Here is an 18,772-nt window from a genome sequence, read left to right on the forward strand (position 1 = left end):
GGAGACACTGCATAAATAGCCAGCCGCCCCCACCCTTGGCACACTGAGCCCCCTCAACCAGCCCCCTCCATGAGCTTTGTTACGCGCGTGCAGAAGACCTTCTCCGAACTCGAATATACCGGCAAGAAAAAGCAGACTCGCCGAGATCGCTTCCTGGCTGACCTTGAACAGCTGGTGCCCTGGGCACAAGTGGAGGCGCAAGTGGCGCCGTTCTATAGCGACACCACAGGCAAGCGTGGACGCCCTGCGATTGGGTTGTCGCGCATGCTGCGCATGTATGTCGTGCAGCAGTGTTTCGGTCTCTCCGATGAAGGTACCGAAGATGCCGTCTACGACAGCCAGGCCATTCGTGGTTTCATCGGCATCGACCTGGGCCGTGAGTCGGCACCGGATGCCACTACCTTGTTGCGATTTCGCCGCTTGCTGGAAACCCATCAGCTAACGCGGGTGCTGTTTGAAACGATTAACCAGCATCTGGCCAGCCGGGGTCTGCTGCTCAAGGAAGGCACTATCGTCGACGCTACCCTGATCGCCGCGCCGCCCTCGGTCAAGAACCGAGAAGGTAAGCGTGATCCTGAGATGCATCAGGCCAAGAAAGGCAATCAATGGCACTTCGGGATGAAGGCCCACGTTGGTGTCGACGCCACATCGGGACTCGTGCACAGCGTGGTAGGGACTGCCGCCAACGTGGCGGATGTCACCCAGGTCGATCAGTTGCTGCACGGCGCCGAAACCTATGTTTCGGGTGACGCTGGATACACTGGTGCGGCCAAGCGACCGGAGCATGCTGAACGGGACGTTGTCTGGTCGATTGCAGCACGGCCAAGCAGTTACAAACATCACGGCAAAGACAGCGTGCTGTACCGAGTCAAGCGCAAAGTCGAATACGCCAAGGCGCAGCTGCGTGCCAAGGTCGAGCATCCCTTCCAGGTGATCAAGGTGCGCTTCAATCATCGTAAGGTTCGCTACCGTGGACTGGAAAAGAATACGGCGCAGTTGTTCAGTCTGTTTGGGTTGGCCAATCTGGTACTGGCCAAGCGGTATTTGCAACGGACGGCGGGATAAGTCCGTCCGAAAGGCGGGGCTGGCCCGCTAATCAGCAAAATCAGGGTAGAAATCGGCCCAAGAAACGCAGAATAAGGCCGGTAGGTTGAAAAAACCGGGTTGAAAAAGGGGGACGGTGAGAATTGGCTAATTGTTCAGCGTCTCCTTATCTCGAGTCACCCTTTCTAGTCTTCGAGCCTCATGTGGGGTAGAGGTATATTTAAAAACCCAAAGCGTCGAAGCCATGTCCAAAGCGCTCGGCCACGCAAACCACGACTGCCTGCAACTTTCTCACTACCTGCCGGAGTCAATACTAGCCTTCTTCCAAGCCCGCTGGATAAGAATTTTTCAGCGCGGCTTAATCTGTGACGCGATGAAAGATAGCAGCTTCCTCATAGAGGCCGCAGACTTCGAGACAATGGAAGAGTTAAATCTATTTCTTAAGAACCATGCACTAAAAGACATCCCTGACCACCTGGTCAACCCGGAGAACACTCAAACAACTGAACCCTATTCAGCGAATCAGTACTCAGAGGTCTACATCTCAGTGGATCCAGGGATAATGACCGCCCTCGTATCATTAGAGAAAGCAGTGGCTACAGCGGAACGACCCGAAGAAGTGACAGGAGTAGCACGATACTGGGCAGATCTAACGAAGGCCGTTGTTGCCGAGATCAGAAGGGATAATGACGCACTACTGAAAGACCACCTTTATGTCGCCGAGCAGAGGTGTAACCCCCGCAGAATGGAGAAGTTGATATATGAATGTTGAATTACCAGCAGAGCTAGACTTCCTAAAAGCGTTCTACACCGACCCTAGGACAGAATACAAAAAATCAAGTTGGTTGCTGAGTGATTTCGACTTGCACATATGGAAATATGATTTCAATTTTGCGACCCCCAACACGATCAACTGGGACATTACATTAGACGACGAAACTTCTCTGCTTGCCCAAAAAAACAAGCCATTACTAGACGGGCTAAAGTATTTTTTAACAACATCTACACGTTCTGTTCGAGGATCGGCGATCGAATTAGGTTCACTAGCCGCACAGATGACGATGTTTAACAGGGCCATTCACGTTGCCGATTACATTCTTCTGAATGCAAAAGAATATCAGCTATCCAGATTCGGATTGGCTGGAATCAACAGCCATCACATGAAGAGAATGCTAGACGTCTTCTCAAGCGTCAACGGTTCGGAAGAGTCGGTTTACGAGTGGACCAAGACTATCAGCAAATTTTGTTTAAGCTTAATAAACACTTCCAGTTCTATCGAACTCGATAGCATTCTAGATCAATATCCACGAATGCGCATTGTGACTGACGAACAACTAGATGAGCATCACCTGGAAATACCTTTTGATTTAATACCTTATGCAAGAGCTGCCTTGCATTTGCATGGATATTATAAAAAAAGATCAACTGCTGGAGTCCGCACCCCTAACACCTTGCAGCTAGCGAAATCGCTTTATGCCAACACACTGAAAGGCGGGCATCTAAAACTAAAAACATTAAGCTCATTAGAATTCTATACTGATAATGAGAGAGAAATAATATCGAGAGAGTATCCCGGTTCATCGGTCAGGACAGGTGACCATGAAGCAATGACATCCGGTCCATTTCGCGCCTACAGATTTTTAACATACAACCTTGGAATTCTTCATGAAATTGGGCTTCCAGCTCCCGAAGTATCAGAGCTGAAGCAGATACTTGATTATGAACCATCACTCTCTGAAGCTGCTCGGTTTCGGACGCTGCCGTACCCAATAGTGAGAGACGCCTTCAGAAAATCAATCGAGTACCATTTCAAGTATGGAGAACTTCTAATAGAAGGTTTCTGCCGCATGGCAGAGCATTGCAACCTCAATGGAATTGCCCCTACGCAACTTACCAATGGAGAGTTACAAGACATTATGCCCCCTGAGCTTATCGACATGGGAATTAGGAAGCTTGGGCTTGTATGTCAAACGGTGTCTATTAGGCACGGCGCACTGAGAAAGCAGTCAAATTACTTCATAGAACTCAGAAATAATGTGGGACTGATTGAGTGCTTACGCATCTATATTGGATGTGTCCAGATGGTAGTTGGAACAATCATGGCTCGCCGAATAGGAGAAATGCTCGATTTGCACTCGACTGACTGCCTAGATAAAAGCGAAAGATGGTTGATCTTCTTAAATAGAAAAAGCACATCCAACCTGTTCGGCATAAGACAACGCCAAGCACGCCCAATCGAACCCATTGCCGTAAAAATGATTAAAAACTTAATTTCCATGCAGCAGAGACTTTTAAAAAGCGGATTCATAACTGAAATGACTAGCCTCTTTGCCCCCCCCGGACTCCTCGGAAATGCCGGGCTTAGTCAGCAAACAATGTATGCCTACAATAGAAACCTAGACTTGTTGTGCGATTATTTCGAACTACCACTAAATTCAAAAGGAGAAAGGTACTATATCCGACAACATCAACTTCGACGCTTTTTCTCCATGGTATTCTTCCACTCGAGCAGTTTTGGAGGACTGGAGACACTGCAGTGGATGCTCGGGCACACCGACATGCAGCATGTTTGGAATTACATTACTGAGTCCACTGATGGTGCAGTTTTGCGTAGCGCTAAGGCTCAGTTCATAGCAGAAAGCTTGCATAATGGCGATATCACTGCTTACGAAGATCTAGCCGAAATACTAAAAATTCGTTACAACACAGATAATTTTGCTCTAGTAGACACTGCTGAACTTGAAGACGCAATCACCGACATGATAAAGACAGGGAAAGTCCAGATTGAGCCAGAGTTTTTCACAGACGAAACCGGCCAACATATGCGCGTGGTAGTAAAAATTCAGAGCACAGACTAAATGAAAAAAATCTCCGACCTAGAGCCACATGCTAGCGCCACATTAATAACCAGTGAACTTTTAAAGCTAATCTACCGTAATCCTGACTATTTTTCCAAAAACGAGAACATTCTAAAGGCTCTCAGAAGCCAAGGAGCGCTAGCCAAGCTCGAATTCAATTTCGAGGACTCAGGGGCTATAAAGTCAAAATCCCCAATGAGCATCAACACTTTAAAATCTCACGCCAACTTACAGTTCAAGGGAGGATTTAAGGAACTTGATACCCTCCGCCTAGCGGCATTGAGGGCCATTGAGAAGGTCAATGGCAGCAAAGAGGCCACTTCAACAAAACGCACTAAGTCCGGACTTTCGCGACTAGTAACTGAACTAGAGGAGAGACTTGATAAGCAGCGCTGCGCCAACATGGTCCTCCTCCAGGGATTAAGCCTGGCAATTAACGAGTTAAGAAATATACGTAGCAATCTAGATCCCGCTCTACTTGAAAAGCGGGCAAGCGATGCCGTTCAGGCACTTACTGCTCTACTGAGCCTCCCTCCAGAACAGCCACCCCCCCCCTCCCCTTCTTCCGGAGACGGGCGAGTTACGCGACTGGAGGAGTATCGCAAGTGACAAACCACCTTCGCCAACAACTATTTAAACCACTTAAAGAGCTAACACTCTTTAGCTACCATGCGCATGGAAGTACTATAACAAAAGATGGTTCTGGCCTGCCGTTTTGCTGTTGGCCTGATGGCACGCCCAATAACGTCGCAAATCTCTACATGCTCGCACTACGTGACCGCCCTGGCCGAGGTGGAAAAGGCCTATCAAGGCACGGCGGTAAAGGCGGAAGCATTGGGGAGTATGCATCCAAAATAAGCCCACTAGTTCGCTACTGCTTCAGATACCGAACTGACTTTATAGGACTGTCTGACCAACAGTTCTCAGACTTCATTGACGAATTAAGAAAGGAGCGATCTGTCAACGATCCCACTGTAAATAGGCGCACCGAAACTACACTCCTAGCAATTGGTAGGATCTGTCTAGATTTTTTGCAATTCGTAGGACGTCTTTATGGCGACGATGCATTTGTATCAGAGAATGGAACCATCCGCGCCGTAATGAAAACATTTACTATCACAACGCGCTCAGGAAGAACGATAAAGCGGAGTTATCTGCATCACCACTCTCTTCATGTATCTGGAACGCGCTACCACACGCGCGATCCGATCCCGAGCGAACATATAAAGCTTTTGCGAGATTCAGCAAACAAAATCCACCCATCGAGACACCTTCAACTTCGACGGAATCTGGTGATTTCCTTGCTTGAGCATACGGGCGCTCGACGCAGCGAGATAATTGAAATTACCGTTTCGGACATACGTAATGCCATGAACATGTCGTTCCCATTGCTACGTCTGCGAACCTTGAAACGTGGAACCTATTCCGAGCGTTTTATCCCGATTTCAAGAGTGGTACTAAGCGAAGCTAAGAAATATATTCAGTTTGCCCGCAGAATATCTCTTCGCAACTTCAAGGACACGGATCACGACAGACTCTTTGTTCAAGAAAAGACTGGTAAGCCGCTCGGTGCCTGCAGTATTACGAATGAAATGATTCAACTTAGAAGTCACGCCGGCATCGAAGAAAAAGTCTGTGCACACATGTTCCGCCATGCTTTCATCACCAATCTTTTCGTACTCCTAATCAAAAGACACAAGTTCAAGCAAAAGGACGACTTCAGAAGCGCCCTGCTTAATAGCAAAAAGTTTCTTTACGACGTCATGCTGTGGACTGGCCACAAAGATCCCCTCTCGGTAGAACGGTATATTCATCTTGCATTCGCCAAACTTGATGGATACGAAGACATCGTTTCATCTGCCCATATAATCAGGACTAACCGTATATATGACCAGGCCGAGGAGCTACTTCTGAACGCATTAAAAAATGGTATGCCAGTTGACGAGTACGTGCGTGAACTGGAGAAGCTAAAGCAACTTCGGCAAGAAGATCTCAAGAAAGAGACAAAGGAAGAGGAAGAGGAAGAGAATACGGAGTCAGTCAAAAGCTGGGAGCATTGGCATAACCACCTTTGAATGTTGCGATACAACTCGCTTCACTGCCGAAGCGTCCATAAAGCGCGTGTCTAATGACGACGACGTTTACCGGTCGTTCACTGGGGCGAAAGAGACAATCCGCTCCTGCCCGTGCAAGGTGGCATCCTGAATGCCCGACTCAATCCGTAGGGCTCTGTCCGGATAGATGTCCTTGAGGTTCGTCATCACCTGACCCTTGTCAAGGCTGAAGATCACTTGGCCGTTGTGATCAACCAGGAATGCATGGTCGATGCCGCCAAAGTCCACGACATCTATGATCCTCCACTAGGGTGTCAAGGGTGAACCGTCGCTTAAGTTCCGGAGCACACATTTACAAAGGGCCGAAATCTGCAAAAAACGGGCACGTCGACTCTACGAATGGCAATACGGTAAAACTCGCACGGCCCTAGTACGCCGGTTGACTGGCACACTCAACAGAGAGCCAACCTGCGTTGCTCTCGAGGCAACACTGGGTTCCGGTTCACACGCCCGCATTGAGCAACAGCCTACGATTTTCGCGGCTTAGCTCTAGCTGTAGCCTGGGCCACAAGCGGGTCCTCAGGCCAGTAATGCTTAGGGTACCTACCTCGTAAATCTTTCTTCACTTCCGCGTAGGTATTGCGCCAGAAACTCGCCAGGTCCTGGGTGACCTGCACCGGGCGCTGGGCCGGGGACAGCAGGTGCAGCTTGACGCCCTGACGGCCACCGGCGATGCGCGGAGTGTCGGCGAGGCCGAACAGCTCTTGGAGGCGCACCGCGAGAACCGGCATCTCGTCGCTGTAGTCGAGGCGGATGCGCGAGCCGGAGGGCACTTCCAGCGTACGCGGCGCCAGCTCGTCGAGGCGTTGCGGCAGCGGCCAGGGCAGCAGGCCATGGAGGATGCCGGCGAGGTCGAGGTTGGCGAAATGGCTGAGGCGGCTGACCTTGCCCAGCCAGGGCTGCAGCCACTCCTCCAGGCTGGCCAGAAGCGCCGCGTCGGAGAGGTCTGGCCATTCGCTGCTGCCCGTGTCGGCCAGGTCCAGTCGGCGCAGCAGCGCCACCCGCGCCTGCCACTGGCGCAGCTCCGCACTCCACGGCAGCAGCTCCAGCCCCTTGCGTCGCACCAGACCGAGCAGCGCACGCGAGCGGGCCTCGTCATCCAGTTCGGCAAGGGCTTCGCGGGCCAGCACCAACTCACCCACTTTCACCTGACGTTCGGCGCGCAGCACACCTTCGCGCTCTTCCCAGTCGAGCAGGTCCTGGCACCTTACCTGTTCGGCCAGAGGGCCGTCGAACAGTGCGGGATCAAGGTCGGCCGCGAGATAGATGCGCTCTTCACGCTGGCCCTGGCGGCTACCGAGATCGGCGATCACCAACCAGGGCTCCTTCATCAGCGCATCCGGCTCGCCAAAGGTGGCTGCACGGCCATTGGCCAGCCGATAATCGGCCCCTCCGGCACGACGTTGCTGGGCAATGCGGTCCGGGTAGGCGAACGCCAGCAGGCAGCCGAGCCAGCGCGGGTGATCCGGATCGGCCACCGGCTCGCTGGCCGGGCCACGCAGGTAGGAACGGAACTGCCGCGCCAGCTGGCGAGCACGCTGCACGCCGCCACGAGCGCCACGCGCTGCCTTGTCGTTACCGGCCAGCAAGGCGAGGCGGCTGTGCAGGTCGGCACCGCCACCACGCAGGATGTCGCGCTCGCCCAGTAGGGCGGCGAGGTCACAGGCCAGGCCGCCGAGTCCCAGGGCGTGGCCACGTAACAGCAGGTGGGCAATGCGCGGATGGGCGGGCAGTTCGGCCATGGCCTGGCCATGGCGGGTCAAGTTGCCATCGTCGGCCAGTGCGCCGAGGCGTTGCAGCAGGTCACGGCCCTGGGCGTAGGCAGCCGTGGGCGGCGGATCGAGCCAGGCCAGTTCATTGGGATCACCAATCCCCCAGCGCGCCAGTTGCAACGCCAGTCCGGCAAGGTCGGCCTGGAGGATTTCCGCGCTCCCGTGGGCGGCCAGTTGCTCATGCTGGGCCTCAGACCAGAGCCGGTAGCAGGCACCCGGCTGCAGACGGCCGGCACGGCCGGCACGCTGGGTCGCGGAGGAGCGGGAAATACGCTGGGTGTCCAGGCGAGTCATGCCACTGGCCGGGTCGAAGCGCGGTACACGCTCCAGGCCCGCGTCCACCACCACGCGCACGCCATCGATGGTCAGGCTGGTCTCGGCGATGTTGGTGGCCAGCACCACCTTGCGCTTGCCCGCCGGTGCCGGCTCGATGGCCGCGCGCTGGGCAGCGAGGTCCAGTTCACCGTGGAGCGGGCAGAGCAGGATCTCTGACCGGCCAGCGAGGCGCTCGGCCAACTGCTCGGCGACGCGGCGAATCTCCGCCTGGCCGGGGAGGAACACCAGCAGGCTGCCAGGTTCATCGGCCAGGGCCTGGAGCATGGTCTGTACCACCCGGGGTTCGAGCGCCTCGCCGATCTGACTCGGCCGCCCCCAACGCTGCTCCACCGGATACATGCGACCTTCGCTGCGTACCACAGGCGCCTCGTCCAGCAGGCGCGACAGGCGCTCGCCTTCCAGCGTGGCGGACATCAGCAGCACCTTCAGCGGCGGTTCGTCGCGCAACAACTCACGGCCGTTGAGACACAAGGCCAACGCCAGATCGGCATCGAGACTACGCAGATGATACTCATCAAATATGAGCAGCCCAACGCCATCTAGGGCAGGATCGTCTTGAAGCCGACGAGTAAGAATGCCTTCAGTCACTACTTCAATTCGAGTCTGTGGTCCGACCTTACTCTCCAAGCGAATTCGATAGCCGACTGTTTGCCCAACGCTTTCTCCCAGCTCGCTCGCCAGTCGCTCAGCTGCGGCTCTGGCAGCTAGTCGACGTGGTTCGAGCATGACAATAGTCTGGTCGGCCAGCCAAGGCTCTTCCAGCAGCGCTATTGGTACTCGCGTTGTTTTGCCTGCCCCCGGCGCTGCCTCAAGTACAACTTCATTACGTGCAGACAAGGCATCTCTTAAAGCGGGCAAAACAGATTCAATCGGCAACAAACTCATGATGGCTCCTAGCTGAGCCACCAATTATAGATACGAGGGAAGCTGTTACGGCACGGCGGTATGTCAATCACGCCCAGTGCACGGCTCCCTTCGGGCCGATCAGAGATAAACGGGGCCTATTTAAACGGCATGATGGACATCAAGGCCACAGCCAGCATCTGCCCCTTGAACACCTGACGAGGGGGATCCTCTTGCCAGTGTTGCGCCCCGGCTCAGCTGGCTCCGTGATCCGAAAACATCGGATCATTTAACAGCCAGCTGACTAACACCGGATGTAGAGGTCCATGCTTGTCGGCCAATAGGGAAAGCTCTTGCTTGGATCGCTCTTCCACTCGACCAGCCAACCAGACGGCTTCTGCTGTCGGGTAATGCCGAAGTAGATTATTTGCTTGGTACCGTACGTTTTCAGGAAGGCTCGTGTCCCTAGCCAGCTCCTGTAGGAAGTCCCGTGTTTGAACAACGCTACGGGTGCGCTCATGGGCCATCGTCATGGTATTGCTCCTGAAATGTCCGCGGGGAGAGGCGGCTTCTCGTCACTCAACATGAGTCGTCAGCCTCTCCGCCTCACTTTTCGATCACTGCATTGAGCGCGCCAGAGCCATCCCATATGGGGTAAGGGAGCCCTTTCACCTTCTTATCCTCGACGAGGAAGGCCAGGCTATAGCGCGCGCGGGTAATCGCGACGTATAGCTTGTTTCGCGACTCCTCCGTCTTATCCTTGTCGAACACTTTGGCATTTCCGCCAATGAACTTCAGATGTTTATCTGACGGGATCACAAGCACTCGATCAAAGCCTAAGCCTTTGCAGGAACCGAACGTATAACAGATAAGGTTACCCGGTAGGTATCCAGTGCCGGTGGTGGACGACCAGCGCAGTACTTGAGGCTGAAACGCTGCCAAGTAATCGCTCACCTGAGATTGTTTCACTATGAAGGTGCCATGGTGATGCGATATTTCGTCTGGCACTTTCTCGACACCTGTTACCGTCTTGTCATACAGCCCCAGGTGGATCGTGTCGGAGAGGTCGCAGATTTCTTGTATGCACCTGCGATTCTTCGGCATCGAATGCTTTTCGAACTTCATTTTCCCGACGAAGTAATCGACCTTCTGTTGAGGCGTCTGCGGAGCCTTATGGCCGAACGTCGTTGTGTAGATTGTCTGTCGAAAGTCGCCCACACAACAGATCGAGTCGACCATGACCTTGTTGAGTGATTTGATCACGTCGTAGTCCCAACCGACCAAATCCTGCACTTCATCAAAATAGACCCTTTGATAAATCTCCTTCAACCGCTTGGCAGGGGCATTTTTGGATAGTTTCGCAATGAGGGTCGCAAGCTTTGCCAAAAACCCGGAGTACGCCTTTGTTTTGCAGGGCGTCAGGTAATGCAGTGGATTGATCGTGCCATCTTCCGATTTTTCAGCTCTGCCTTCAATGTAGTAGGTTGTACCTGATATTAAGTGAGGGTTGTTCTCAGTGAACGAGATAGTCGTGATCCGATCTGGAAATACCTCGCTCTGATAGGGACGCACCATATCTTCCAGGTAAAAAGAGAACAGCCCCTTGACGACGAAGTGCTCACTGCTAGCACCGTACAACTCAACAAAACGAGAGCGCAACTCTGCCTGATTATTGGTTGTATAGGTGACTACAAGCACACGTCCACCAGCCTTGATGGTCTCAATGGCTTCAGTAATGATCTTGTGCGTTTTCCCTGATCCGGCGCCTGCGACCCAGAGTTCGTTAGGCAAAATCGAGCACCTCGTCTAGAAAGGCTGGGTACTTGAAGTCCAGTGCGCCATCGAACAGTTTGACCGCAGAGTCGACCTTGCGAGCGCCTTTACCGTTGCCCTTTACGCTCTTGAACCAACGGATCAAATTTTCCCTTCGATCCTCCAGAGAGACCTCTGCGTTGTAGATATTGAAGGTTTCCGTCGACAAGACTTCCTTTGCGAAAGCGTCAAGGGTTTTAATGTCAACTGCGTTGGCATAAATCATCGCTGGCTCAAGCGAAAATTCGGCGTCGTTCATCGACGAGTACAGCTTGATGTTAGGAAACGCAGCGTATTCCAGACGTCCTTGTACAACGTTACCGTTATAGTCGCCGTCATTATCCCTGAGCACATGGATCTTGGTGCCGATCTCTTTACCGACTTCGATGAACGTCTTGAAACCTACACCGCGTACCACGATGATATCTATCCCGTCCTGCTCAGGCAGTCGGTTGTGTTTTCGTTGGTAGATTTTCTTGAGCACCAGTTCGTCCGACGGCCCCTCGACCAGGATGACCTTGCCCGACAGTGCCACCCGCAAGGTGTCGTAGCCAGGAAGACGCTTGAGGGTCTTCACCACTTTAGCGTCTAGCGTGTGCAGCCTTTTGTACCCTGACTGCACAAGGCAAATTTTGTCGATACTCAGCTTGTTCAACACATACGAGCTGTGGGTGGTCAGGAACAGCTGCTTGTCTCCTCGCTGGGTTTCGATGTAGTGCACAAGCTTGTTCAGATTGGTGTGAGATAGATGATTTTCGGGCTCTTCCATCATCACCAGATCGATGTCGTGGGATTTGTTCTGAATGGCCAGTTTAATCTGCACATTGCTCTGTTCACCCTTGCCGATGAGGTGAAAAGGCACATCATCGACCTCAAGCTGTAGGCCGGTCTGGATGGAGCCCGCAGGTAACGTACTTGCTGCAATGGTGAGCTTGCTATCGGTGATAAGGTGACCCGCATCAAGGCTGGCATTGACCGTCCTGACCTCCCCGGAGTTGTTAAACACCTGCAGGTTTTCACGATAATTGAGGGTCAGCTTGACGAGCTCTTCCTTCGCCAATGCGGTGTTGAGAATGCTCGAAATGTACTGGTTCTTCCCCATGGTTGGGTGGATACGTGTGGGGTCGATGTACAGCGCCTTAAACTTCTTAGCGATCGGTTTTATCGGATTCCAACCGAAATCGAGCCATTCCACCTTATAGAATTCGATCGGAATGCTGGTGATGTTCGGCTTGGTCAGCAGGTGGCTCTCGTATACGGCCTCCAGCGACGGGTCGAAACAGGCTTGTACCAAGACGCCCTGGGCGTCAGCCTTGAGGCTGTTGTTCGAGCCTCGGTACTCAGGCACACCGTCAATGTAGGCTTCGATGATAAGGCTGGGCAGGTGCTTGGAGCTCAAGTCAGAGGCGAGAAACCGCGTGACGGCATCCTGATTGAAAAGATCAGGGGAGAACTCGCCGTTGAAGGGCCGTCCACGATGATTGTAATTGAGCACAATTTCTAACGCTTCCAAGATTGTGCTTTTACCAGCATTGTTGTCGCCGACGAAAATATTGACGTCGTCGTTGAATTCTAGAAGTTCGTCGCGAAATTTTTTGAAGTTGATCAGCTTGATGGCTTTAACGTGCACTCTAAATCCCTCTAGGCATCGCTTGATAATGGCGTATTACCATGGCAAATGAACCGTACCTTGGGTGGTGTGTGCTGTCCATATGGCTATCAGCTGAAGACGAACGTCTAGAGCAGTTTTGAATCACCTCGAGTGCCGTGGTCACATCTAATGCCTGCTTTTGGCCCAGAGTGTGTAAAAACGCTTCGTCAAAATTGAAGTGCGCGCGTCTACGTGAAATCTGAAATTTTTCGGCACCTCAGCAGATGTGGATTTCGCCCAGATGCGCGATTTCCAGTCCGGTTTTGAGTACCTGTCGCGCTCGAAAACGTTTTTACACAGCCTCGGCCGATTGCAGCCGGTGACGACAGGCACCTGTCGGCCAAAAGCTGCCTGTCGTTGAGTGCAATTTTTGACTCATGGCTGCCAGCAACGGCAGCAGTTAAAATGCTCAGAGACGATCACTCAACGAGCAATAGACCTAGTTTGTTCGACCGAGCTAGATTAGTAAAAGCTCTTTCACTTTTTGCTTGATTTCAGCAGGGCTTTCTTCAAATCCGTATTTACCGGCATTATCTTTAGAAGAGTTATATCCCAAGAAATAACCATTGTATTGAAAGTAGTTAGTGTCAATTTTTCGCCTGCTTGGCTTGCCTTTTTCCAGCATATCCAGAAGCGTTTTTAAGTGTGAGCGTGTTAGCCAGAATTTTAGAAGTAATCCGCTCCCTAGCACTTCAGTGCCGATCATTGGAGCTGCTTGAAAGCCCAAGGCCTAGCTCAGGGCTAGTCGTCTACACCAGTTCCGCTATGTATGCTGAAGGGGGCCCAACCACTCTACCTGACCAGCAACCTCAAGCGCTTCGGCGAATTCAACCTCAAGCTAAACCGGCCACCGGAGCCCTGGATCAAGGACTCGGTGTTCCAACAAGCTGCCGGCTCGCTGCGGGTGATCAGACCTAGCCAGCTAGATACCGAGAAAACGCCATGATCAACATTCCTCCCGCATCCTTCCGCCTTACACCGTACGGCGAAGTGGACGCCGTGGCGTTGGAAAACCTGCGCGACAGCTTCGACACCTCTCAACTGCTCCGGCTGGTTGATCGCTTGGACGTCTGCTTGGTGGAACTGGGTGGAATCACCTCCATTCGCGACGAGCTACTGAGATTGCATGCGATGGCTCTGACGATAGTTGAGGGCATCGCTCTTACGGTGCCTGCCGAGAGTGCTTGTATCTGGACAGAAGCCCAATCTCTACAGATGGATCTTGAGGCACTGGTTTCTTGGGCGCGCTCCGCTCAGCTCATCATTGCGCCGCTGATCAATCTTGCTCCACAGCACGAGGCATGAGCGCTCTCGCCGATTTCGACGAGGCTCAACTGTTTCTGACCATGGCTGGAATCGCCCGTAAGTAGATCAATTCACCAATCAGTTCTACGAGTGTCTGAGTAATCACAGCCGCCGCGGCCAGCGCGCGAATGGACTCCGGGAGCGCTAGGGCCAGGGGAAGCACTACAAGCGAGTTGCGAGTGCCTGAGCTAAAGGCCACTGCCCGTGCGGCAGAAGCCTCCAAGCCAAATAGCCGGGAGCTGAGTACGCCGAGGGCCGGAGCGAGTAGTAGAAACGCTCCGTATACCGGAAGCAACGGCGCCAGGATGTCGAGTTGGTACACGACAGCCGCGATCTGCGAACCCACCACCACGATTAGAACCAGGGCCATTGCAGGCACTGGCAGCCAGGCCCAACCTGCGCTCCATGCGCGAAGCAGCAGAGATCGGCGTCCGCCAAATTCGGTGAGCACAGCCGCTACCAAGGGTAGGACGATCAGTAACAGGAAGGCTTCTGCGAAGGGCCACAGCTCGATCACTGTGCCGGCTTCGGGGCCAAGGATTAGCCGCAAGTAGAGGGGCAGCAGCAGAAGCTGGAGCAACAGCAGCAATGGCGTCGCCGCGAGCACCAGACGAGAGTCCCCTTTGCCCAGGTGGGTGAAGACCACCACGTAATCGATACAAGGCGTCAGCAGGACAAGCAGCGCGCCGACCAACAAGGCCTTGTTCGATGAGAGCGGCCACGTCACCAGCCACACCATCAATGGCACCAATAGGAAGTTGGCCAGCAACAAGGCACCGACGAAGCGGCGGTTGGCAAAAGCTTCTCGCAGCTCCAAAAAAGGAATCTGCAGAAACATGGCATACATCAGCACGGCAATCGCCGGTGTGATGGCCATGGCCGTCAGTCCGGTGAATTGCGCAGAGCTCAGGCCTGCAATGGCAGCGGCCACCACCGCCGCGAAATAAAATGCTATCTGGTGTTCTTCCAGCCAGTCCCGCGACATCTGATATCTTCCCTTGTTGCGCAAGGGCGACATTCTCCCACTGGCATCGGATTTAACCCAGCGTTGAGGCTGGTTGCTTTTCGCTTTGCCGTTGGGCGAAGTCCGCAACGGTCCTAACAAGTCCTGCCGATAAGAGGATGCATGATGTTTCGAAATAACTGGATGGCGGGTCTGAGGCAAGTGTTCGCCATCGCCTGGAGTTAACCGCAATGAAGCCTCAACCGTCAGGCATGGCCTGGAATCTACTACTGCTAACCTGGCTGGTCGCACTGGTATCGACCCTATCCGCGCTGTTCATTGGCGAGGTGATGGGCCAGCCACCCTGTGTTTTGTGCTGGTTCCAGCGCGCCTTTATGTTTCCGCTGGCGGTGATCCTGGCCATCGCCTGCTACCGCTCGGATTTTACTGTCTGGCGCTATGCCCTGCCGCTGACCGCTATCGGTGCGGCACTGGCATTTGTTCACACGCTGCTCTATGCAGGGCTGATTCCACAGCCGATCCAGCCCTGCACGGCCACTGGTCCATCCTGCTCAGGCGCCGGAATGACCCTCTTCGGCGTGGTGCCCCTGCCGGCACTTGCCTTGTTCGCTTTTATCCTTATCGCCATCCTGCTCATTCTCATCCGTCGGAGAACCACCTCATGAATCGCCGTTCCGTGGTCTTGATCACCAGTGTCGTGGTCCTGGCCGTGTTTGCTGCCGCCGCATTCTTCTATTCCCCGTCGCAGTCGCCTCAACAGGCCCAGGCTCCCGGTTCGACCGCCCAAGAGACCGGGACACAACCCAAACAGAACGGCGGCCAACTGGTTCGCTTCCACTCACCAGTATTTGGTCCGGCGCAGGCTCCAGTGACCATCGTCGAATTCTTCGATCCTTCCTGCGAAGCATGCCGCGCATTCCATCCCTATGTGAAGCAGATACTCGCCGAGAACCCGGAAGATGTGCGTTTGGTGCTGCGCTATGTGCTATTCCATCAGGGCTCCGAAGAGGTATCACGGATGCTGGAGGCGGCGCGTAAGCAAAATCTTCATGAAAAAGTGCTGGAGGCCGTGCTGGAGGCCCAGCCCGGTTGGCACGACGACCCCAAAGTCACGCAGGCATGGGCTGCTGCCGAGCGCGTCGGTTTGAACTTGGAGCAGGCCCGCCAGGACATGCATACGCCTAGCGTCAACGCCGTGCTTGAAACGGACATGCAGGACGTCAAGGCCGTTGGGATTCGTGGCACCCCGACCTTTTTTGTAAATGGTCGTGCGCTCAGCGAGTTCGGCCCGGAGCCGCTGCGCCGATTAGTGAGCAGCGAAGTGGCCAAGGCACGGGAATGACACTATGAGCGCGCTGGAGAACCGCGTGCCACCGCTGCTCGTAGCGGGCCTGATCGCTCTGCTGATGGGGTTGTCGGGATCCAGATTGCCGAGCATCGAACTGGCATGGACCGCGTGTCTGACCTTCGCTTTGCCGGTACTGTTCCTGGGGCTCGGCGTGTGTTTCGCCGGCGTACTGTCGTTTCGCCGCGCACGTACTACTGTCAATCCATTGCAGCCGCAGCAGGCTTCGGCATTGGTGGAGGCTGGCATCTACCATTACAGCCGCAACCCCATGTACTTAGGCTTCGCCATTATTCTGGCGGCTTGGGCGCTGGCCTTGGCCTCACCTCTAACACTGCTGGGCGTGGTTGCTTTCGTGCTGTACATGAACCGTTTCCAGATCGCAGCTGAAGAGTGGGCGCTGGAAGCATTGTTCGGCGAATCATTTGCCCGCTACCGTGCACGAGTTCGCCGCTGGCTCTGAGCGTCCGCGGCGGTAGCGACTGGCGGGGCTTGCTCGTCGCTGCAGCCCGCCGAAGGAGCCACGACCTAGCCTAATCTCCTCGTGAGAGCTGATTTGGCCACATGCCGCTAACATGTCTCTGGTAGAGGACATAGCGCCAATAGTGATGTCGCAAGTTCACTCCGTTGATATCGAGCTAACTACCTAGCAACAGCGTTGAGCGCAAAGCAGGCTTATGCTTCGCTGCGATGACTGTCGGCCTGCCTGGTGTCGATACAAACACTGCCGTCTAGCTCCATTTCAAGTGTCGAGTGGCTGACTTTGAATTGCTCATGGAGTACTCGTTTTAAATCGGTCTTCACCCGTTCGATATCAGGCAGATTAGCCTTATTTATGACAACGTGGGCTTCCAATGCAGTTGTGTGTTCCGCGATTTCCCAAACATGCACGTGGTGCACACTTTCAACATCGTCTACTTGTTCCATGACGTTGATTATATCGGCGATGGAAACTCCTTCTGGTGCGCCCTCCATTAACAAGTGAATGGTTTTAGGCAGCATGCTAAAGCCCTGCCAGAGCACGTACCCAGCAATCATCAGTGTCAGGAGAGTATCTGTCCAATACCAGCCATACAGGAGGATTAATGTTCCGGCAATAATGACGCCGACGGAGGCCAGCGCATCCGACACGTTGTGCAAGAATGCCGCCTTTATATTCATGCTGTCCTTAGACATTGTGTAGGTCAGCAAAGCCGTAGCGATATCTACAATCAAGGCTATTCCCGCCACCACGACCACTGTCCATCCTTCAATGGGCTGCGGGGCAAAAAACCGACCTATAGCTTCGTAGATGAGGTAGAGACCAACGATAATCAGCGTGACCAAGTTAATCAAAGCCGCTATGGTTTCACTGCGTCGGTAGCCAAAGGTTTTAAAAGCATCTGGCGGTTTGCGGCCGATCTTACGTGCGATGAGCGCAATAACCAGTGATGCGGCATCGCTCAAGTTATGTAGCGCATCAGCTATGAGCGATAAACTTCCAGAAAGTATTCCGCCAACAACTTGTGCCAGAGTTAATGCAGTATTAACGCCAATAGCTGCGATTAAACGCTTATCACCCATGGCTTCGGTGTTATGGTTATGTTCGTGAGCCATATTTTTACCGCTCCTTAAAAACTAGCGTAAGAAAAATAGGGGAGCCAAACGACCGCCCATAAGAGATAATAAAAATACTAGCGCCTATACCATCGGGCCCTCCAAGCCACACTGACAGAAAATGCGACCACTCTCGAGCAAGTTCGTGCGTTATCGTCTTTAACTTGCCGATAACAGGTCGATCTCTCTCAGACGCTAAACGACGTTGCTCGCTAATGATATGGATTATGCGGTGCCATGCCCTGAAGATGACAATAATGTAATCTTCCGACCATTCTTGCCGTAGGCTCAAGCCCCTTGCAGATTGGTGCGCCTCGGTGCTGAAATGACGAAGCAAGGCGATCATGTCACTGCACAATGGGAGCATTACATTTCAATAATGTAATGCTTCGCTCATGCTGCTGTTAGCTTCAGTCACGCAAAATTCATTCGAACCTGTAGAGCTCACCGATAAAGCTCAGCAAGACACCTTTGAATTTAGCGAGGACTGCCCTATGAATCTGTTGAAAGCTATTGTTGTTGGATCGGTAATATTCGGCTCCGCATTGTCTTATGCAGAAGATGGCTACGACCGCTCGATTAAATTTAATGAAAAATTCCGAGCAGATCAAAAGCGAATTCACGGAACCGAATCCGCCGAAAAAAAAGCAGGCGAGTTGAAGGTTAATGATATTCGCCAGGATCAGAACAACATGGAAATCAAAAAAGAAACCAAAGCTGACTAACCACTTAATATCCGAACGATATCCGCCGCCGCCAGCTTCCAAGCTCCGTTGGTAGCAGTTGTACTCTAAGCGCCCTTCGGGGCGCTTTTTTGTGTCCATCACTTGCACGCAAAATCGCTACCAGCGAATCGCCCTGGCCTTTATAGGCCGTTTCGTTAAGTCAGGCCGCTATCGCCTGATCTGTTTGTTATTAGCGTTCGCAAGAGCATATCCGATTGGGCTGAACAGACGCTGGTGGCGTACAACGCATCCATGTCAGGGTCGCCCTCTCAACGGCCTCGCGGTTCGTCCATGATTGAAGGTGTCAGCTCGGCCTTGTAAAGCCCGCTGATCGGTCCAGCCAGGGCGTTTTCGTAGCTATCGCCCGTGCTGCCGCCCGGGGCAGCTCAGCCGCTGCTTGCATAATC

The 18,772-nt window shown here is 53.4% G+C and carries 18 protein-coding genes and 2 pseudogenes; 11 read left to right on the forward strand and 9 right to left on the reverse strand.

What is annotated here, in order from left to right:
- Positions 1 to 69 precede the first annotated feature (69 nt).
- From AAGW23_RS00005 to AAGW23_RS00025, 5 genes are all read left to right on the forward strand, one after another.
- On the forward strand, positions 70 to 1,065 hold the full coding sequence (locus AAGW23_RS00005) for an IS5-like element ISPsp6 family transposase (protein WP_003282265.1): 996 nt from the start codon (positions 70 to 72) through the stop codon (positions 1,063 to 1,065).
- 223 nt (positions 1,066 to 1,288) lie between these two features.
- Positions 1,289 to 1,816, forward strand: a complete 528-nt coding sequence (locus AAGW23_RS00010) for a hypothetical protein (protein WP_003292684.1) — start codon at positions 1,289 to 1,291, stop codon at positions 1,814 to 1,816.
- Complete coding sequence (locus tag AAGW23_RS00015) at positions 1,806 to 3,902, forward strand: phage integrase (RefSeq protein ID WP_015275583.1); 2,097 nt, start codon at positions 1,806 to 1,808, stop codon at positions 3,900 to 3,902. The genes AAGW23_RS00010 and AAGW23_RS00015 overlap by 11 nt, the downstream gene beginning before the upstream one ends.
- Positions 3,903 to 4,511 (forward strand): hypothetical protein, encoded by a 609-nt coding sequence (locus tag AAGW23_RS00020; protein WP_015275582.1) that lies wholly within the window; start codon positions 3,903 to 3,905, stop codon positions 4,509 to 4,511.
- Positions 4,508 to 5,977: a tyrosine-type recombinase/integrase gene (locus AAGW23_RS00025; protein WP_063613243.1), complete on the forward strand. Its 1,470-nt coding sequence runs from the start codon at positions 4,508 to 4,510 to the stop codon at positions 5,975 to 5,977. The genes AAGW23_RS00020 and AAGW23_RS00025 overlap by 4 nt, the downstream gene beginning before the upstream one ends.
- Positions 5,978 to 6,055: 78 nt before the next feature.
- Here the strand turns inward: AAGW23_RS00025 and AAGW23_RS00030 are convergent.
- The 6 genes and pseudogenes from AAGW23_RS00030 to AAGW23_RS00055 form a co-directional block, all read right to left on the reverse strand.
- Positions 6,056 to 6,259, reverse strand: a pseudogene (locus AAGW23_RS00030) (chemotaxis protein); the annotation flags it as partial.
- A gap of 224 nt (positions 6,260 to 6,483) precedes the next feature.
- The gene (gene hrpB, locus AAGW23_RS00035) at positions 6,484 to 9,009 is read right to left on the reverse strand and encodes an ATP-dependent helicase HrpB (RefSeq protein ID WP_003292681.1); all 2,526 of its coding nucleotides are present in this window, start codon (positions 9,007 to 9,009) and stop codon (positions 6,484 to 6,486) included.
- Positions 9,010 to 9,221: 212 nt separating this feature from the next.
- Positions 9,222 to 9,500, reverse strand: a complete 279-nt coding sequence (locus AAGW23_RS00040) for a BPSL0761 family protein (RefSeq protein WP_015275580.1) — start codon at positions 9,498 to 9,500, stop codon at positions 9,222 to 9,224.
- 73 nt (positions 9,501 to 9,573) lie between these two features.
- The gene (locus AAGW23_RS00045; protein WP_003292679.1) at positions 9,574 to 10,758 is read right to left on the reverse strand and encodes a UvrD-helicase domain-containing protein; all 1,185 of its coding nucleotides are present in this window, start codon (positions 10,756 to 10,758) and stop codon (positions 9,574 to 9,576) included.
- Positions 10,751 to 12,409 carry an ATP-dependent nuclease gene (locus AAGW23_RS00050; RefSeq protein WP_015275579.1) on the reverse strand — a complete coding sequence of 553 codons (1,659 nt, stop codon included), beginning with the start codon at positions 12,407 to 12,409 and terminating at the stop codon, positions 10,751 to 10,753. Before AAGW23_RS00050 ends, AAGW23_RS00045 begins: the two co-directional genes overlap by 8 nt.
- A 478-nt stretch (positions 12,410 to 12,887) precedes the next feature.
- Entirely contained in the window at positions 12,888 to 13,136 is a 249-nt protein-coding gene (locus AAGW23_RS00055; protein ID WP_101153433.1) for a hypothetical protein, read from the reverse strand.
- A 63-nt stretch (positions 13,137 to 13,199) separates the two neighbouring features.
- Between AAGW23_RS00055 and AAGW23_RS00060 the strand changes: the two genes are divergently transcribed.
- Both AAGW23_RS00060 and tnpC read left to right on the forward strand, forming a co-directional pair.
- A complete protein-coding gene (locus AAGW23_RS00060; protein WP_003292677.1) occupies positions 13,200 to 13,376 on the forward strand; it encodes a hypothetical protein in 177 nt (58 codons plus the stop codon).
- Positions 13,373 to 13,735 carry a Tn3 family transposase post-transcriptional regulator TnpC gene (tnpC, locus tag AAGW23_RS00065; protein WP_003292676.1) on the forward strand — a complete coding sequence of 121 codons (363 nt, stop codon included), beginning with the start codon at positions 13,373 to 13,375 and terminating at the stop codon, positions 13,733 to 13,735. The genes AAGW23_RS00060 and tnpC overlap by 4 nt, the downstream gene beginning before the upstream one ends.
- A 25-nt stretch (positions 13,736 to 13,760) precedes the next feature.
- Here the strand turns inward: tnpC and AAGW23_RS00070 are convergent, their stop codons facing one another.
- On the reverse strand, positions 13,761 to 14,720 hold the full coding sequence (locus AAGW23_RS00070) for an arsenic resistance protein (protein WP_003292675.1): 960 nt from the start codon (positions 14,718 to 14,720) through the stop codon (positions 13,761 to 13,763).
- A gap of 209 nt (positions 14,721 to 14,929) precedes the next feature.
- On the opposite strand from AAGW23_RS00070, the gene AAGW23_RS00075 reads away from it, so the two are divergent.
- From AAGW23_RS00075 to AAGW23_RS00085, 3 genes are read left to right on the forward strand one after another with little or no spacing between them, the layout of a single operon-like run.
- Positions 14,930 to 15,364 (forward strand): disulfide bond formation protein B, encoded by a 435-nt coding sequence (locus tag AAGW23_RS00075; RefSeq protein WP_181689983.1) that lies wholly within the window; start codon positions 14,930 to 14,932, stop codon positions 15,362 to 15,364.
- Complete coding sequence (locus AAGW23_RS00080; RefSeq protein ID WP_074858845.1) at positions 15,361 to 16,041, forward strand: DsbA family protein; 681 nt, start codon at positions 15,361 to 15,363, stop codon at positions 16,039 to 16,041. The genes AAGW23_RS00075 and AAGW23_RS00080 overlap by 4 nt, the downstream gene beginning before the upstream one ends.
- Before the next feature lie 4 nt (positions 16,042 to 16,045).
- The gene (locus tag AAGW23_RS00085; protein WP_014822260.1) at positions 16,046 to 16,507 is read left to right on the forward strand and encodes a methyltransferase family protein; all 462 of its coding nucleotides are present in this window, start codon (positions 16,046 to 16,048) and stop codon (positions 16,505 to 16,507) included.
- Positions 16,508 to 16,719: 212 nt separating this feature from the next.
- Here the strand turns inward: AAGW23_RS00085 and AAGW23_RS00090 are convergent, their stop codons facing one another.
- Positions 16,720 to 17,640 (reverse strand): cation diffusion facilitator family transporter, encoded by a 921-nt coding sequence (locus tag AAGW23_RS00090; RefSeq protein WP_014822259.1) that lies wholly within the window; start codon positions 17,638 to 17,640, stop codon positions 16,720 to 16,722.
- Between the two features lie 395 nt (positions 17,641 to 18,035).
- Between AAGW23_RS00090 and AAGW23_RS00095 the strand changes: the two genes are divergently transcribed.
- Entirely contained in the window at positions 18,036 to 18,365 is a 330-nt protein-coding gene (locus AAGW23_RS00095) for a hypothetical protein (protein ID WP_080583081.1), read from the forward strand.
- A 168-nt stretch (positions 18,366 to 18,533) separates the two neighbouring features.
- Here AAGW23_RS00095 and AAGW23_RS00100 read toward each other — a convergent pair.
- A pseudogene (locus AAGW23_RS00100) lies at positions 18,534 to 18,739 on the reverse strand (IS3 family transposase); the annotation flags it as partial.
- Positions 18,740 to 18,772 lie beyond the last annotated feature (33 nt).

It is taken from the genome of Stutzerimonas chloritidismutans (assembly GCF_038562055.1).
In the GTDB taxonomy this organism is placed as follows: Bacteria; Pseudomonadota; Gammaproteobacteria; order Pseudomonadales; family Pseudomonadaceae; genus Stutzerimonas; species Stutzerimonas chloritidismutans_A.

Excerpts from the sequence above, each read along its gene's own strand:
- AAGW23_RS00005 (WP_003282265.1), top strand. The coding sequence starts at position 70 with ATGAGCTTTGTTACGCGCGTGCAGAAGACCTTCTCCGAACTCGAATAT.
- AAGW23_RS00010 (WP_003292684.1), top strand. The coding sequence starts at position 1,289 with ATGTCCAAAGCGCTCGGCCACGCAAACCACGACTGCCTGCAACTTTCT.
- AAGW23_RS00015 (WP_015275583.1), top strand. The coding sequence starts at position 1,806 with ATGAATGTTGAATTACCAGCAGAGCTAGACTTCCTAAAAGCGTTCTAC.
- AAGW23_RS00020 (WP_015275582.1), top strand. The coding sequence starts at position 3,903 with ATGAAAAAAATCTCCGACCTAGAGCCACATGCTAGCGCCACATTAATA.
- hrpB (WP_003292681.1), bottom strand. The coding sequence starts at position 9,009 with ATGAGTTTGTTGCCGATTGAATCTGTTTTGCCCGCTTTAAGAGATGCC.
- AAGW23_RS00040 (WP_015275580.1), bottom strand. The coding sequence starts at position 9,500 with ATGACGATGGCCCATGAGCGCACCCGTAGCGTTGTTCAAACACGGGAC.
- AAGW23_RS00055 (WP_101153433.1), bottom strand. The coding sequence starts at position 13,136 with ATGATCGGCACTGAAGTGCTAGGGAGCGGATTACTTCTAAAATTCTGG.
- AAGW23_RS00060 (WP_003292677.1), top strand. The coding sequence starts at position 13,200 with ATGCTGAAGGGGGCCCAACCACTCTACCTGACCAGCAACCTCAAGCGC.
- tnpC (WP_003292676.1), top strand. The coding sequence starts at position 13,373 with ATGATCAACATTCCTCCCGCATCCTTCCGCCTTACACCGTACGGCGAA.
- AAGW23_RS00070 (WP_003292675.1), bottom strand. The coding sequence starts at position 14,720 with ATGTCGCGGGACTGGCTGGAAGAACACCAGATAGCATTTTATTTCGCG.
- AAGW23_RS00075 (WP_181689983.1), top strand. The coding sequence starts at position 14,930 with ATGAAGCCTCAACCGTCAGGCATGGCCTGGAATCTACTACTGCTAACC.
- AAGW23_RS00080 (WP_074858845.1), top strand. The coding sequence starts at position 15,361 with ATGAATCGCCGTTCCGTGGTCTTGATCACCAGTGTCGTGGTCCTGGCC.
- AAGW23_RS00085 (WP_014822260.1), top strand. The coding sequence starts at position 16,046 with ATGAGCGCGCTGGAGAACCGCGTGCCACCGCTGCTCGTAGCGGGCCTG.
- AAGW23_RS00090 (WP_014822259.1), bottom strand. The coding sequence starts at position 17,640 with ATGGCTCACGAACATAACCATAACACCGAAGCCATGGGTGATAAGCGT.
- AAGW23_RS00095 (WP_080583081.1), top strand. The coding sequence starts at position 18,036 with ATGCTGCTGTTAGCTTCAGTCACGCAAAATTCATTCGAACCTGTAGAG.